General features: G+C 68.6%; 11 protein-coding genes and 4 tRNA genes. 11 read left to right on the top strand and 4 right to left on the bottom strand.

The features are described 5' to 3' along the window. Nucleotides 1-588: mycothiol synthase (gene mshD / locus G6024_RS04525; protein WP_159148164.1), on the top strand; the 588-nt coding region annotated here is incomplete at its 5' end. A 106-nt stretch (nucleotides 589-694) separates the two neighbouring features. On the opposite strand, the gene G6024_RS04520 is transcribed toward mshD, so the two are convergent. Beyond that, nucleotides 695-1,909 carry an IS110 family RNA-guided transposase gene (locus G6024_RS04520; RefSeq protein ID WP_159148163.1) on the bottom strand — a complete coding sequence of 405 codons (1,215 nt, stop codon included), beginning with the start codon at nucleotides 1,907-1,909 and terminating at the stop codon, nucleotides 695-697. Between the two features lie 426 nt (nucleotides 1,910-2,335). Here G6024_RS04520 and pstS point away from each other — a divergent pair, with 426 nt between their 5' ends. From pstS to pstB, 4 genes are all read left to right on the top strand, one after another. Beyond that, nucleotides 2,336-3,442, top strand: a complete 1,107-nt coding sequence (gene pstS, locus G6024_RS04515; protein WP_096905966.1) for a phosphate ABC transporter substrate-binding protein PstS — start codon at nucleotides 2,336-2,338, stop codon at nucleotides 3,440-3,442. Between the two features lie 77 nt (nucleotides 3,443-3,519). Beyond that, nucleotides 3,520-4,572 carry a phosphate ABC transporter permease subunit PstC gene (gene pstC, locus G6024_RS04510; RefSeq protein WP_082923668.1) on the top strand — a complete coding sequence of 351 codons (1,053 nt, stop codon included), beginning with the start codon at nucleotides 3,520-3,522 and terminating at the stop codon, nucleotides 4,570-4,572. Beyond that, entirely contained in the window at nucleotides 4,572-5,486 is a 915-nt protein-coding gene (gene pstA / locus G6024_RS04505; RefSeq protein ID WP_067712026.1) for a phosphate ABC transporter permease PstA, read from the top strand. The genes pstC and pstA overlap by 1 nt, the downstream gene beginning before the upstream one ends. 16 nt (nucleotides 5,487-5,502) lie before the next feature. Next, complete coding sequence (gene pstB, locus G6024_RS04500; protein WP_067712029.1) at nucleotides 5,503-6,279, top strand: phosphate ABC transporter ATP-binding protein PstB; 777 nt, start codon at nucleotides 5,503-5,505, stop codon at nucleotides 6,277-6,279. A 95-nt stretch (nucleotides 6,280-6,374) separates the two neighbouring features. Here pstB and phoU read toward each other — a convergent pair whose 3' ends face one another. The 3 genes from phoU to G6024_RS04485 all read right to left on the bottom strand — a co-directional run bounded on the left by phoU (nucleotide 6,375) and on the right by G6024_RS04485 (nucleotide 8,550). Continuing rightward, nucleotides 6,375-7,157 (bottom strand): phosphate signaling complex protein PhoU, encoded by a 783-nt coding sequence (gene phoU, locus G6024_RS04495; RefSeq protein ID WP_067712032.1) that lies wholly within the window; start codon nucleotides 7,155-7,157, stop codon nucleotides 6,375-6,377. 77 nt (nucleotides 7,158-7,234) lie between these two features. Then, nucleotides 7,235-8,413, bottom strand: coding sequence for a tRNA dihydrouridine synthase DusB (gene dusB, locus G6024_RS04490; RefSeq protein ID WP_067712036.1), 1,179 nt, complete (start codon nucleotides 8,411-8,413; stop codon nucleotides 7,235-7,237). A gap of 61 nt (nucleotides 8,414-8,474) precedes the next feature. Beyond that, nucleotides 8,475-8,550, bottom strand: a tRNA-Lys gene (locus G6024_RS04485). Nucleotides 8,551-8,653: 103 nt separating this feature from the next. On the opposite strand from G6024_RS04485, the gene G6024_RS04480 reads away from it, so the two are divergent. The 6 genes from G6024_RS04480 to G6024_RS04455 all read left to right on the top strand — a co-directional run. Beyond that, nucleotides 8,654-8,726, top strand: a tRNA-Glu gene (locus G6024_RS04480). A gap of 163 nt (nucleotides 8,727-8,889) precedes the next feature. Then, a tRNA-Asp gene (locus G6024_RS04475) sits at nucleotides 8,890-8,966 on the top strand. Between the two features lie 49 nt (nucleotides 8,967-9,015). Further along, a tRNA-Phe gene (locus G6024_RS04470) sits at nucleotides 9,016-9,089 on the top strand. Nucleotides 9,090-9,176: 87 nt separating this feature from the next. After that, the gene (locus tag G6024_RS04465; RefSeq protein ID WP_159148162.1) at nucleotides 9,177-12,434 is read left to right on the top strand and encodes an arabinosyltransferase domain-containing protein; all 3,258 of its coding nucleotides are present in this window, start codon (nucleotides 9,177-9,179) and stop codon (nucleotides 12,432-12,434) included. Between the two features lie 85 nt (nucleotides 12,435-12,519). After that, nucleotides 12,520-13,305 (top strand): enoyl-CoA hydratase, encoded by a 786-nt coding sequence (locus tag G6024_RS04460; RefSeq protein WP_067712041.1) that lies wholly within the window; start codon nucleotides 12,520-12,522, stop codon nucleotides 13,303-13,305. Continuing rightward, nucleotides 13,293-13,973: CobW family GTP-binding protein (locus G6024_RS04455; protein WP_182640311.1), on the top strand; the 681-nt coding region annotated here is incomplete at its 3' end. The genes G6024_RS04460 and G6024_RS04455, both read left to right, overlap by 13 nt.

The raw sequence follows: 13,973 nt of genomic DNA, 5'->3' as shown, positions 1-13,973 counted from the left end.
GCAGAGGGCCTCGGGCTGGCGCGGACACGCGAACTGCTGAAGATGCGCCGGCGCGCCGCCGGCGGGCCCGCGCTTCCGGATCCGCACCCGCCCGGGGGGATCGAGACCGGAACCCTCGCCGAGGCCGCGTCGGAGGGCGGGTCGCGGTGGCCGGGGATGGACACCCGGGAGGAGTTCCTCCGCGTGAACAACGCCGCGTTCTCGTGGCATCCGGAACAGGGGGGCTGGACGCGAGAGCAGCTCGACGACCGGCTCGGCGTCGACTGGGTGGATCCCGGCGCGGTCTTCCTCGCCGTGGATGCCGCGGGCGAGACGCCGCGGCTGGCCGGGTTCCACTGGACGAAGACCGTCGCCGAGCCCGGGAAGCCGGTCGAGGGCGAGGTCTACGTGGTCGCCGTGGACCCGTCTGACCAGGGCAGGGGCCTGGGCGGTCTGCTCACCGCCGTCGGGGTCGAGCACCTCGAGGGCCGGGCCGGGGCGGAATCGGTCGTCCTCTACGTGGAGGGCGACAACCTCCCGGCCATCCGCACCTACGAGAGGCTCGGTTTCGCCGTCGAGCACCGAGACGTGACGTACGCCTCACGCTGAATTCCGCGGCGGTCCGGAGACGAGATCTCAGGATCACCCCAGGTGGGGTACCGCGGGGGGTGTCCCTATGAGGATTGTCAACGGTTTGGCCCCGGTTTTCGCTAGCTCAAGCTGCGGCCGGCATCTGGGGCGGTGAGGCGGGCTCGCGGTAGAACTCGCGGTTGGTGAGCATGGCGTAGATGACGTTGCTTCGGCGGCGCGCCAGGCACATGACGGCGGCGTTGTGCTTCTTGCCCTCGGCGCGTTTGCGCTGGTAGTAGCGGCGTGAGGGTTCGTGGCAGTTGCTGGCGATCCAGGCGCTGCGGAACATGGCGTTCTTGAGCCGCTTGTTGCCGCTGCGTGCGGGGAACTCGCCTTTGATGGAGGTGCCGCTGCGCCTGGTGACCGGTGCGATGCCGGCGTAGGCGGCCAGGTGTGAGGCGGAGGCGAAGTCGCTGCAGTCGCCTACTGCGAGCAGGATGTTGGAGGCGGTCTTGATGCCGATGCCGGGCATCGAGATCAAGACCTCGGCAAGAGGGAATTCATCGAGCATCCCCTCGACTTGGCCGGCGATAGTCTCGCGTTGTTTTTGTAGGGCTTTGATGTTTGCGGCGAGCTGCGGAATGACCAGTTCCGCGGCGTCGGTTCCGGGCACGGTGACCGTCTGTTCGGCGAGCGCTGCGAAGATGCGGTCGATGAGGTCGACGGGGTCCTTGCGAGACCTGTTTCGTGCCCATTTGAGCACTCGGCCTCGGCCGGCTCCGGCGAGCTTGGTGGGCCCGCCGTAGTGGATGAGCAGGTCCAACACGATGGCTCGTGCCAGGATCTCACCGACGAAGACCCGCTCGAGTGCCGGGTGGATCTGTGTCAGAACACTGCGCAGCCGGTTCTTGGCCCGAGTGCAGTCGCGGGCGATGTCGTCGTCGAACCCGGCGAGCATTTTCAGGGCTGAGAGGACCTCGCTGTCGCGGTCTACCGCTCGTAGTGTGTGCGGCATCGTGCGGGCTGTGTCGGCGATGATGAACGCATCTCGGGCGTCGGTTTTCGACCTACCTGGGTACAGGTCTGCGGCCTTGCGCATCGCCAATCCTGGCAGGTAGGCGACCTGGCAGCCGCAGTCTCGGGCGACCGCGATTGCCAGGGCGCCGATGGTGTTGGGCTGATCGACGATCATCAGAACCGGCCCATGCTGCTGCAGGCCGACGAACACGTCTTTCAGAGCAGCTTCGTCTTGGACCAGGGGTTTGTCGTAGAGCCGGGAGCCGTCCTCGGCGAGAGCGCATGCGTGATGGGCGCTCTTGCCAACGTCCAGTCCCACGTACACGGCGTAGTTCTCGGACATGGCGATACTTCCCTTCTGAAGTATCCCTGCTGGTCACCGTCTTGACACCCGATGCCGACACCCACGTTACGAAGAGACCTCACCCGAAGGTGGGCCGCGTCCCTATCAGCGGTCAACGCGTGTCTCTCGAGTAGGTGGCAACACCCCCCGGACCATCGATGGCAGGGCAAGAAAGCCATGCCCACTCGAGCGACCAGACCCCCGGCTATCGGAGGTCCAATAAAGGTAACGGGAGGGACGGCTGTCCGGGTGAACAGCCCATGACCAGGGAGTTCATCTCGGGTTCACCTACGTCCTCGGCGTTGTTCACGTCCGCACCCTAGGTTCTCTCCACGTCGGATCGGCGTGTCCCGGTCCGGCCCTGCGACCCAGTCGCCGACAACGTGACCCGGTGGAGGTCTCCACCGGATGAACCAAGGAGATTTTGTGGACCTCAAGCGCACCGGTGCCCTGCTCGGGCTGGCCGCCCTGACGACGGCCGGACTGGCCGCCTGCTCCGACGACAACGCGGGGACCAACGACACCGCCCAGAACGTCGCGGGCGTCGAGTGCGAGGGGAAGCCCAACCTCAATGCCTCGGGATCCTCGGCGCAGAACAACGCCATGACGATCTTCGCCAACTCCTACGCCACGAGTTGTGAGGGACAGACCATCGACTACAACTCCAACGGCTCCGGCGCCGGCGTGAAGGAGTTCATCGGTGGACAGACCGACTTCGGCGGTTCCGACTCGGCGCTGAAGGAGGACGAGTACCCCCAGGCCGAGCAGCGCTGTGAGAGCCCCGCGTGGAACCTTCCGGCGGTCTTCGGTCCGATCGCGGTGGCCTACAACCTCGACGGGGTCGAGCTCAGCCTGTCGGGCTCCACCATCGCCCAGATCTTCAACGGCGAGATCACCACGTGGAACGACCCGGCCATCGCCGCGGAGAACGAGGGAGTGGAGCTCCCCGAGCAGGACATCACCGTGATCTTCCGCTCCGACGAGTCGGGTACGACCGACAACTTCCAGAAGTACCTCGTGGCCGCGTCCGACGGCGCGTGGACCCAGGAGGCCGGCAAGACGTTCAACGGCGGCGTCGGCGAGGGCGCCAAGGGCAACGAGGGCGTCTCGGCCGCGATCGGCCAGACCCCGGGGACCATCACCTACACCGAGTGGTCCTACGCCAAGAACCAGGGCCTGTCGATGGCCAAGGTCATCACGCCGGCGGACGCCGAGGGCGTGGAGCTCAACGCCGAGACCGCGGGCACGACCATCGACTCCGCCAAGCTGCAGAACGAGGGGACCAACGACCTGGTGATCGACACCTCGTCCTTCTACGTCCCGGAGGCCGCGGGGGCCTACCCGATCCTCATGCCGACCTACGAGATCGTCTGCTCCGAGTACCCCGACGCCGAGACCGCTGCTGCGGTCAAGGCCTTCCTGAACGTCGCCGTCTCCGAGTCCGTGCAGGGTGAGCTCGAGGGCGAGGGTTACATTCCGGTTCCCGACGCCTTCCGTGGCAAGCTGACTGACGCGATCGACGCGATCAAGTGATAGCCCGGTCGCTGTCCCCGTCCGCGGACGGGGACAGCGACCGACCTCATACAGACCCCCGGAAGACTGAAGGTCCCATGACTGTGCACGACTCCGTCGAACGAGACGTCGACAAGACCGCCGGCCGCCGCGGTGAATGGTCGGAGGACGACCACCCGGGGGCCGGGGGCCGGGGAGACGGCCCACGGGGCCTGCTCACCAACGGGTCGTCCCGGAATATCGACTCCGTCTTCCGGTCGGTCACGGTCGCGGCGGGCGCGATCATCGTCGGGCTCATCGCGCTGATCGGCATCGTGCTGGTCCTCCAGGCGGTGCCCTCCATCCTCCAGGACCAGGTCAACTTCTTCACCAGTTCCGAGTGGAACACGACCGATCCCGACAACCTGAGGTTCGGCATCCTCGACCTGTTGAAGGTCACGGTCCTGAGCTCGGTCTTCGCACTGCTGCTCGCGGTGCCCGTCGCGATCGGGATCGCGACGTTCCTCGTCCAGTACGCGCCACCCCGGATCTCCCGGGCGCTGTCGGCGATGATCGACCTGCTGGCGGCCGTCCCGTCGATCGTGTACGGGATGTGGGGACTCATCGTCCTCGGCCCGTGGATCACCCCCTTCGCCACCTGGCTCAACGAGAACCTGGGGTGGTTCTTCCTCTTCGCCGACGGGAACGTCTCGATCGCCGGAGGCGGGACCATCTTCACCGCGGGCATCGTGCTCGCGATCATGATCCTCCCGATCATCACCTCGATGTCCCGCGAGACGATCCGTCAGACCCCGTCGTTGCACCAGGAGGCCGCTCTGGCACTCGGCGCGACGAAGTGGGAGAAGATCCGGATGACGTGCTTCCCCTACGCCAAATCGGGCATGATCGCCGGGTCGATGCTCGCCCTCGGCAGAGCGCTCGGTGAGACGGTGGCGGTGCTCATCATCCTCCGTGCCTCGAGCTCGGCCAGCGGCCTCTCCCTGTTCGACGGGGGCTTCACGTTCGCGTCCAAGATCGCTTCCGGGTCCGCGGAGTTCAACAACCCGATGTCGACCGGGGCCTACATCGCCGCCGGGCTCGTGCTCTTCCTCCTCACGTTCATCGTCAATCTCATCGCGCGCTCGGTGTCCGGTGGAAAGGTCAACGGCTGATGTCCCAGGTAACCCCCGACCTCGCACGACCGGCCAAGCCGTCCGAGACCTTCCTCCCCGTCTCCGGTGGGCGGAAGGCGAAGAACTCCGTGGCGACGGTCGTGTTCACCCTGTCGTTCATCGTCGCGGTGATCCCGTTGATCGCGCTGCTCTACAAGGTGGTCTCCGCGGGGGCCGAGGCGATCATCAACCCGAACTGGTGGACGAACTCGCTCTTCCTGGTATCGCCGTCGTCGCTCGCCGGCGGCGTCGGTCACGCCATCTACGGCAGCCTCGTCCAGGCGCTCATCGCGGCCGTCATCTCGATCCCACTGGGTATCGCCGCCGGCATCATGCTCGTGGAGTATCCCGACTCCACGCTGGCGCGACCCACCACCCTCATGGTCGACGTCCTCGCCGGCGTCCCCTCGGTGGTCGCGGCGATCTTCATCTTCGGCATCTGGATCACGATGCTGCAGTTCGAATTGAGCGCCTTCGCTGTGGGACTCGCGTTGGTCCTGCTCATGATCCCGCTGATCGTCCGCTCCACCGAGGAGATGCTCAAGCTCGTCCCGGATGAGTTGCGTGAAGCCTCGTACGCGTTGGGGGTGCCCAAGTGGAAGACCATCACCAGCGTGGTCATCCCCACCGCGCTGTCGGGGATGATCTCGGGCATCTTCCTGGCGCTCGCCCGGGTGATGGGGGAGACCGCGCCCGTGCTGATCCTGGTGGGGTACACCGCGAGCTACAACTACGACCTCTTCCAGGGCAACATGGCCTCGCTGCCACTGCTGATCTACAACCAGCTGTCCAACCCCAACGACGCCGGTCAGTACCGCATCTGGGGCGCGGCCCTCACGCTCATCCTCATCATCGCGCTCGCGAACGTTCTCGCGGCGTTCGCTTCCAAGGCGCTCGCGCCGAAGACCAAGTAAGGACACATCGGTTCAGATGGCAAAGCGACTCGACCTCGAGAACGTCGATATCTTCTACGGTGACTTCCACGCGGTGAAGGACGTCGACCTCCACGTCCCGCCCCGGTCCGTGACCGCGTTCATCGGCCCTTCCGGATGTGGCAAGTCCACCGTCCTGCGCTCCCTCAACCGGATGCACGAGGAGATCGCCGGGGCCTACGTCAAGGGCTCCATCAAGCTCGACGGTGTGGACATCTACGACAAGAAGATCGACCCCGTCGCCGTCCGGCGGACCATCGGGATGGTCTTCCAGCGCCCCAACCCGTTCCCCACGATGTCGATCAAGGAGAACGTGGTCGCGGGGCTCAGGCTCCAGGGCGTCAAGAACAAGAAGACCCTCGACGAGGTCGCCGAGAAGTCGCTGCGCGGTGCGAATCTCTGGAACGAGGTGAAGGACCGCCTCGACAAGCCCGGTGGTGGGCTCTCCGGCGGCCAGCAGCAGCGTCTGTGCATCGCCCGCGCGATCGCCATCGAGCCGCAGGTACTCCTGATGGATGAACCCTGTTCCGCGCTCGACCCGATCTCGACACTGGCCGTGGAGGACCTCATCGCCGAGCTCAAGAACGAGTTCACGATCGTGATCGTCACCCACAACATGCAGCAGGCCGCCCGCGTGTCCGATCAGACCGCGTTCTTCTCCCTCGAGGCCACCGGCATGCCGGGTCAACTGGTCGAGGTCAACTCCACGGAGAAGATCTTCTCCAACCCGGACAACAAGCAGACCGAGGACTACGTGTCCGGCCGTTTCGGCTGACCCGTCCCGGCGCTCACACGGACGTCACTGCCCCGGTACAGGCCTCGAGGCCGGCACCGGGGCAGTGACGTTCCCCCACGTCAGGTCGCGGTGTGTCAAGAGTCCCCGGCGGTGCCGTCCCGGCCCGTGGCCTCGTGGCGGGCGATGCGCTCCTTGAAGGTCCGGTCCGTCTCGTTGAACTGGCGCACCAGTTCCTCGCTGGAGGGGGACGGGCGCTCGGGGTCGTCCTCGGGGACGGTGGCGTACTCGCCGGTCGCCAGGAAGATCACGCGCTGGGCGACCTCTACGGCGTGGTCGGCGAAGCGCTCGTAGTACCTGCCCAGGAGGGTGACGTCGACCGCGCAGGCGACGCCCCACTTCCACTCTCGGACGGTGAGCAGGGTGAACAGATGGCGCCGGAGGTCGTCGACGGCATCATCCTGCCGTGCCAGCGTGGCCGCCTGCTCGGCATCACGGTTGAGGAGGACCTCGGTGGCGGAGCGCCCCAGTGAGACCGCCACCCGGCCCATCTCGGCGAGGTAGCCGTTGACGGGCTCCGGCAGGACCGGCTCGGGATGGCGACGGCGGACGATCTTGGCGACGTGTCCGGCGAGGGTGCCCATCCGGACGAGGTCCTGCACGAGCTGGATCGACGTGACCACCTGTCGCAGGTCCCGCGCGACGGGCGCCTGGAGGGCGAGCAGGGCGAAACCCCGCTCCTCGTTCTCGGTCGCCAGCCTGGACATCTCCGTCGCGGACTCCAGGACCTTCTCCGCGGCGACGAGGTCGACCTGGAGCAGGGCGTGGGTCGCCAGCTCCATGTCATCGGTCGCGAGGGAGCACATCCGGGCCATGGACGTGGCCAGGCCCGCGAGTTCTTCGGAGTAGACAAGACGCATGTTGCCAGAATACGCGCATGTCAGGGCGGTCACCGCCGGTGCGGTGAACGACCGGTGAACATTCGTCCGCGGTGGGCTCAGCCGCCCGAGTTCTCGGCGTCCGCGCCCTCGAGCGCGGTGGCGTCGTCTTCCGGGTCATCGAGCCAGCCCTCGGGCAGCAGCACCTTGGAGGGGGAGCCCTGACGCCCCCGCGGTCCGTACCCGTCGGCAGGGAAGGGCTCGTCGGCGGGAAGGTCCGCGAGCAGCTCGGCCAGGTCGTCCAGGGTGCGGACGGCGGACAGGCCGACCCGCTTCTCCGATCCGGCCGGGAAGCCCCGGAGGTACCACGCGACGTGCTTGCGGATGTCGCGCATCCCCTTGTCCTCGCCGTGGTGCTGCGCGAGGAGTTCGCCGTGGCGGTACATGATGCGCGCGACCTCGCCCAGCGCGGGCGGGGTCGGCGCCTCGCGACCGTCCAACCGTGCGGCCAGTTCGGAGAAGAGCCACGGACGGCCGAGGCAACCGCGGCCGATCACCACGCCCGCGCAGCCGGTCTGTTCACGCATCCGCACGGCGTCCTCGGCGGAGAAGATGTCGCCGTTCCCCAGCACCGGCACATCCGAGACCGCCCCGACGTGCTCGACGAGCCGGGAGATCTGCGACCAGTCCGCCTCCCCGGAGTACCGCTGGGCGGCCGTCCGCGCGTGGAGCGCGACGGCCTGCGCGCCCTCCTCGACGGCGATGCGGCCGGCGTCGAGATGGGTGTGGTGGGCGTCGTCGATGCCGACGCGCATCTTCACCGTCACCGGGATGTCGGTGCCCTCGGTGGCGCGGACCGCCGCGGCGACGATCGAGCGGAACAACCGGCGCTTGTAGGGGATGGCGGACCCGCCACCGCGTCTGGTGACCTTGGGCACGGGGCACCCGAAGTTGATGTCGATGTGATCGGCCAGGTCCTCGTCGACGATCATCTTGGCGGCCGCGTAGGTGTACTCGGCGTCGACCGTGTACAGCTGCAGACTGCGCGGCGACTCGTCCGGGGCGAAGGTGGCCATGTGCAGCGTCCCGGGCTGGCGTTCTACCAGGGCGCGGGCGGTGACCATCTCGCAGACGTACAGGCCGGACACCGAGCCCTGCTGGTCACGCTCGATCTCGCGGCAGAGCGTGCGGAACGCGACGTTGGTGACCCCGGCCATCGGCGCCAGGACGACGGGGGACGCGAGCTCCAGGGGGCCGATGCGCAGTGCGGGGGCCGCGGCGGCGGTGGGTGCGGACATGACCCCGATTCTCCCAGCGGGGCGCGAGCAGGTCCAATGGGCCCGCGCGCCGGGCGGTACATGGTGCCCCCAGTCGGGCTCGAACCGACGACCTGCGGATTAAAAGTCCGTAGCTCTACCAACTGAGCTATAGGGGCGACGGTCACGATACCGTCCTCGTGTGCGGTTGGTTTATCCGCCCGGTGGGCGGTGCCCTACACTGGACCCCGCTGCGGACCGGGGCACCCGGACGTGGCGTAGGCCCCCTTCGTTTAGCGGCCTAGGACACCGGCCTTTCACGCCGGCAGCGCGGGTTCGAATCCCGTAGGGGGTACACATGGTCGAGGTCCCGGTCACCGTCAGGTGGCCGGGACCTCGTGCATTCACGGCCCGCGTGCCTCTGTCGCGCCGCTGACGTGCTCGGATACTGCTGGCAGGGGGCCGATTTGCGCAAAGGTCGGGCGGTCCACTAATGTTCTTTCTCGTGCGAAGAGCACGGCCCTGTGGCGCAGTTGGTTAGCGCGCCGCCCTGTCACGGCGGAGGTCGCGGGTTCGAGTCCCGTCAGGGTCGCCAGAGACATACCGGCGCATTCGGTGTTCACCGGGTGCGCCGGTGGTCTTAGGGCCAGGTAGCTCAGTTGGTACGAGCGTCCGCCTGAAAAGCGGAAGGTCGTCGGTTCGATCCCGACTCTGGCCACAACACCGACGAACGCGTCGGAGGGAACCCCCTCCGGCGCGTTCGTCGTTTCGGGGAACGTCCTCCCCTCGTTATAGCGTGGACGCCATGCCATCGACTGCCGCCGAGGTCCCTGACGTGCCGGAAAAGTCCCGTAGGGGACCTCGGTGGGGGATCGTCGCCGCCGTCAGCGGGCTCGTCGGCATCCTGCTCGCGATCATCGTGCCGCTGCTGCCGGTCACGCAGACCACCTCCACCGTCAGCTGGCCCGAGGCGGGCACCCTCGAGCCGGTCACCGCGCCGCTCGTCGCGTACTACCCACTCGACCTCACCGTCGAGGTGCCGTGCACGGCCGTCGGGCAGTTGCCCGACGGCCGCGAGGACGGCGTGCTGGTCTCGACCGCGCCCCGCGAGGCGGGGGAGAACGCGGCGGCCCGCGCGCTCATGGTGTCCGTGGCCGGCCCCGACGTGGAGGTCCGCAGCCGCAACGCGCTCGTCGCTTCCGCGCCCACCGACGCGGTCGCCGCGCCCGGCGCGTGCTCCACGATCCGCGTCACGGCCGACTCCGGCTCGATCGGTGCCGAGTTCGTCGGCCTGGAGATCGACGGGCAGGGCGTCGGGGGCCGGATCGACGCGGACCTCCGTCCACAGGTGGTCGGGGTGTTCACCGACCTGGAGGGCGCGGCACCGGAGGGCATGGCCGTCGACATCACGGTCGACTCGCGCTACACCACGCAGGCGACCGCCATCAAGCAGATCGCGATCGTCGTGGGCATCCTCGCGATCCTCGTGGCACTCGTCGCGTTGCACCGGCTCGACCTGCGGGACGGGCGGATCGCGCGCCGCATCCTCCCGCCGGGCTGGTGGAAGCCGCGACCGTTGGACCTGCTGGTCGTGGCGACGCTGCTCGTGTGGCACGTCATCGGGGCCAACACCGCCGACGACGGCTACATCCTCACCGAGGCGCGCGCTGCCGTCTCCAGCGGCTACATGCCCGAGGTGTTCCGCTACTACGGGGCCCCGTACGCGCCGTTCGGCATGCCGTACTACCTCTACACAGCGATGAGCGCCATCTCGCTGGGCAGCGTCTGGCTCCGACTGCCCGCGCTGCTGCTGGGCATCGCCTCGTGGATCCTGCTGTCCCGGGAGGTCATCCCGAGGCTAGGCATCGCCGCCCGCCGCGCCGCGGCCGTGCGGTGGAGCACCGCCGCGGTCTTCCTCGCGTTCTGGCTCACCTACAACAACGGCCTCCGGCCCGAACCGATCATCGCCTTCGGTGTCCTGGCCACCTGGGTCTCGCTCGAGCGGGCACTCGCGACGGGACGGCTGCTACCCGCGGCGACCGGGTTCATCATCGGTGGGCTCACCCTGTCCGCAGCGCCCACGGGAACGTTCTGCATCGCGGTCATCATCGCCGCGTCCAGGCCACTACTGCTGCTCGTCATCCGGCGCGCGAAGCGCGACGGCTGGGTACCGACCGTCGCGCCGCTGCTGGCCGCCGGACTGGGCGTGCTGCACCTGATCTTCCTCGACCAGCCGCTGGTCACCACGCTGCAGTCGTCGGCGCTGCTCGGGGATGTCGGCCCCTCGGGCAGCTGGTACGAGGAGGTGTGGCGCTACGAATGGCTGATGAACCCCACCCCGGACGGCTCGCTGGCCCGCCGTTTCGGTGTACTCGCCATGCTCCTGTCCCTCATCACCTGCGCGGCGATCCTGTTCCGTAAGGGCCGGATCCCCGGGGTGTCCGTGGGCCCCGCCCGCCGCATCGTGGGATTGGCGGCCATCTCGATCGCGTTCATGGCGCTCAACCCCACCAAGTGGACCCACCACTTCGGCGCCTTCGCCACCATCGGCGCGGCGCTGGCGGCACTGGTGACCATGGCGGTCCTCCCGGCGGCGACCAGGTCACTGCGCAACCGCATGCTCTTCCTCGCCGGTGTCCTGTTCGTGCTGGCGCTGAGTTTCACCTCCACCAACGGCTGGTGGTACATCTCCATCTACGGCATCCCGTGGGGCGGCACCCAGCCGACCATCGCCGGGATCACCCTGTACTCCGTGTTCCTCGGGCTGATGCTCGTGGCACTCCTCGCCGCCCTGGTCCTGCACTACCGGGAGCCGTTCATGACGCGCACCGGGCAGGAGCGGGACGGTGGCGACCGCGGACCCCTGCTCCGGTTCGCCCGTGAGGTCTCCCACGCCCCACTCGGGCTGGCCGCGGCCCTCGTCGTCGTCGTCATCGTCGCCTCCATGGCCGCAGCGGTCCGCAACCAGTACCCCGCGTACTCGGTGGGTCTGCAGAACCTCCGCGCGCTCTCCGGCGAGCCGTGCGGCATCGCCGATGTCGTGCTCGCCGAGCCCGACGCCAACGCCGGCCTGCTCGCCCCCGTCGGCGAGCCCCGGGACCAACTCGAGGCCGGCGGCGAGGCGGTCGTGTTCGACCCCGACGGGATCCCGACCGACCTCACCGCCACGCAGGCGGCCGATACCGACACCCCCGGCACCGGCGAGGGCTCCGACACCACGTCGACCACCGCTGGCACCGAGGGCGGCGTGCGCATCGGGGAGGGCATCAACGGCAGCCACGCAGTCCTGCCGTTCGGACTCGACCCCGCCCGCGTGCCGGTCCTCGGCAGCCACCAGTCGGGTGCGCAGTTCAACGCGGAGACGACCACCAACTGGTACCGGCTCCCCGAGGGGGAGGGGGAGAACGGCCAGAAGAGGGAGGACCCGCTCGTCACGATCGGCGTGGCCGGGTCCTTCGCTCCCGACGCGGTGCTCGTCGAGTATTCCACCGGCGGCGGGGAGTTCGAGGTGGCGGGCTCGGTCCTGCCGATCGACATCGGGCCGGCTCCGTCCTGGCGCAACCTGCGCGTACCGACGGACACCCTGCCCGCCGACGCCTCGGCCATCCGGTTGGTCGTGCGCGACCTCGACCCGGACCCGTCGCGGTGGATCGCGTTCACCCCGCCGCGCATGCCGGAGCTGGTCACCATGCAGCAACTGGTCGGCGACTCGAGGCCGGTGCTGCCGGACTGGGCGGTCGCGTTCCACACCCCGTGCCTGCGCCCGTTCGACGAGTACGCCGGCGTCCACGAACTGCCCGAGTACCGCGTCCTGCCCGATCGGGGACTGGCCGTGAGCTCCACCAACACGTGGCAGGCGTGGGACGGCGGCGGCCCCATCGGGTTCATCGAGTTGCTGCTCGAGGGCGAGACGGTGCCGACCTACCTCGAACACGACTGGGACCGCGACTGGGGATCGCTCGTGCGGTACACCCCGCTCGTGCCCGAGGCGCGCGAGGCGACCGTCACCCACGACGAGGCCGTACGGTCGGGACTGTGGAACGGTGGGCCGCTCGCACGGTGACCGGCTAGCATCGGCCCCGGAGCTATTACAAGGACTTCCAAGTAATGGCGCACAGGCACCTGACGACGACAGACTGGAGACACGCATGTCCGTGACGGAGAAGCAGTTCGAGAACATCCTGGTCGAGCAGACCGACCGGGTCGCGACCATCACGCTCAACCGCCCCAAGGCGCTCAACGCGCTGTCCAGCGGCATGGAGAAGGAGGTCGTCGAGGCCGTCGAGGCGTTGGACGGCGATCCCGGGGTCGGGTGCATCGTCATCACCGGGTCGGAGAAGGCCTTCGCGGCCGGCGCCGACATCAAGGAGATGAAGGACAAGAACTACCCGGGCATCTACCTCGAGCGGTTCTTCCACGACTGGAAGCGCCTCACCGCCGCGCGCACGCCGATCATCGCCGCCGTGTCCGGTTTCGCCCTGGGCGGCGGCTGCGAGCTGGCGATGATGTGCGACATGATCATCGCCGGCGACAACGCCAAGTTCGGCCAGCCCGAGATCACCCTCGGCGTCATCCCCGGCATGGGCGGTTCGCAGCGCCTCACCCGTGCGGTGGGCAAGGCCAAGGCCATGGACCTGTGCCTGACCGGCCGCCAGATGGACGCCGACGAGGCCGAGCGCTCCGGCCTGGTCGCGCGCGTCGTCCCCGCGGCCGAGCTGCTCGACGAGACCATGAAGGTCGCCACCACGATCGCCTCCATGAGCAAGACCACGGCCATCGTCGCGAAGCAGGCGGTCAACCGCTCCTTCGAGACCACTCTCGAGGAGGGCCTGCTCGCCGAGCAGAACGCCTTCTACGCGCTGTTCGCCACGGAGGACCAGACCGAGGGCATGTCCGCGTTCGCGGAGAAGCGGAAGCCCGAGTGGCGTCGCTGAACGACGGACTGAGGCACGGGCACCTCGCCGGGGGCGGTGGGCGCGATGACGCGCACCGCGCCCCCGGCGAGCCCCTGCCCGTCCTGGTCTTGACCGGCTACCTGGGCGCCGGCAAGACCACGCTGCTCAACCACCTGCTGTCCGGCACACCGGGGCTGCGCATCGCCGCGATCGTCAACGACTTCGGCGAGATCGACGTGGACGCCACCGCCGTCGCCGGGCGGGTGGACTCCATGGTCTCGCTCGCCAACGGCTGCGTGTGCTGCGAGGTCGACGCCGGTGAGCTCGGCGAGACCCTCACCCGGCTCGCGGGTCCCGAGCTGGGCCTGGATTTCGCGGTCATCGAGGCCAGTGGCCTGGCCGAGCCGCCCGTCCTGTCGCGGATGGTCCACGACGTGCCGCGGCACGTGGCGCGCCATGCGGGGATGGTCCAGGTCGTCGACGCCGAGGGCCTCGATGACGCCATGACGCGACATCCGCGACTCGCGGCGCACCTGGCGGAGGCCGACCTCGTCGTCGTCAACAAGTGCGACCTCATCACCCGCGAGCGGTTCGGCGAGCTCCGGGCGACGATCCGCACCCACGCCCCGCGCGTGGCCGTGCTCCCGGCGGTCCGCGCCGCGGTCCCGGCCGGGTTGCTCCTGGACATGGCCCCCGACGGCGCACCG

It is taken from the genome of Dietzia maris (assembly GCF_014144855.1).
GTDB classification, from domain to species: Bacteria; Actinomycetota; Actinomycetes; order Mycobacteriales; family Mycobacteriaceae; genus Dietzia; species Dietzia kunjamensis.
Note: the sequence above shows the minus strand (reverse complement) of the source record. Positions and strands in the feature narration are given on the sequence as shown.

Coding starts and splice junctions, on each gene's coding strand:
- G6024_RS04460 (WP_067712041.1), top strand. CDS start 12,520: ATGTCCGTGACGGAGAAGCAGTTCGAGAACATCCTGGTCGAGCAGACC.
- pstA (WP_067712026.1), top strand. CDS start 4,572: ATGTCCCAGGTAACCCCCGACCTCGCACGACCGGCCAAGCCGTCCGAG.
- pstB (WP_067712029.1), top strand. CDS start 5,503: ATGGCAAAGCGACTCGACCTCGAGAACGTCGATATCTTCTACGGTGAC.
- dusB (WP_067712036.1), bottom strand. CDS start 8,413: ATGTCCGCACCCACCGCCGCCGCGGCCCCCGCACTGCGCATCGGCCCC.
- phoU (WP_067712032.1), bottom strand. CDS start 7,157: ATGCGTCTTGTCTACTCCGAAGAACTCGCGGGCCTGGCCACGTCCATG.
- G6024_RS04465 (WP_159148162.1), top strand. CDS start 9,177: ATGCCATCGACTGCCGCCGAGGTCCCTGACGTGCCGGAAAAGTCCCGT.
- pstC (WP_082923668.1), top strand. CDS start 3,520: ATGACTGTGCACGACTCCGTCGAACGAGACGTCGACAAGACCGCCGGC.
- G6024_RS04520 (WP_159148163.1), bottom strand. CDS start 1,909: ATGTCCGAGAACTACGCCGTGTACGTGGGACTGGACGTTGGCAAGAGC.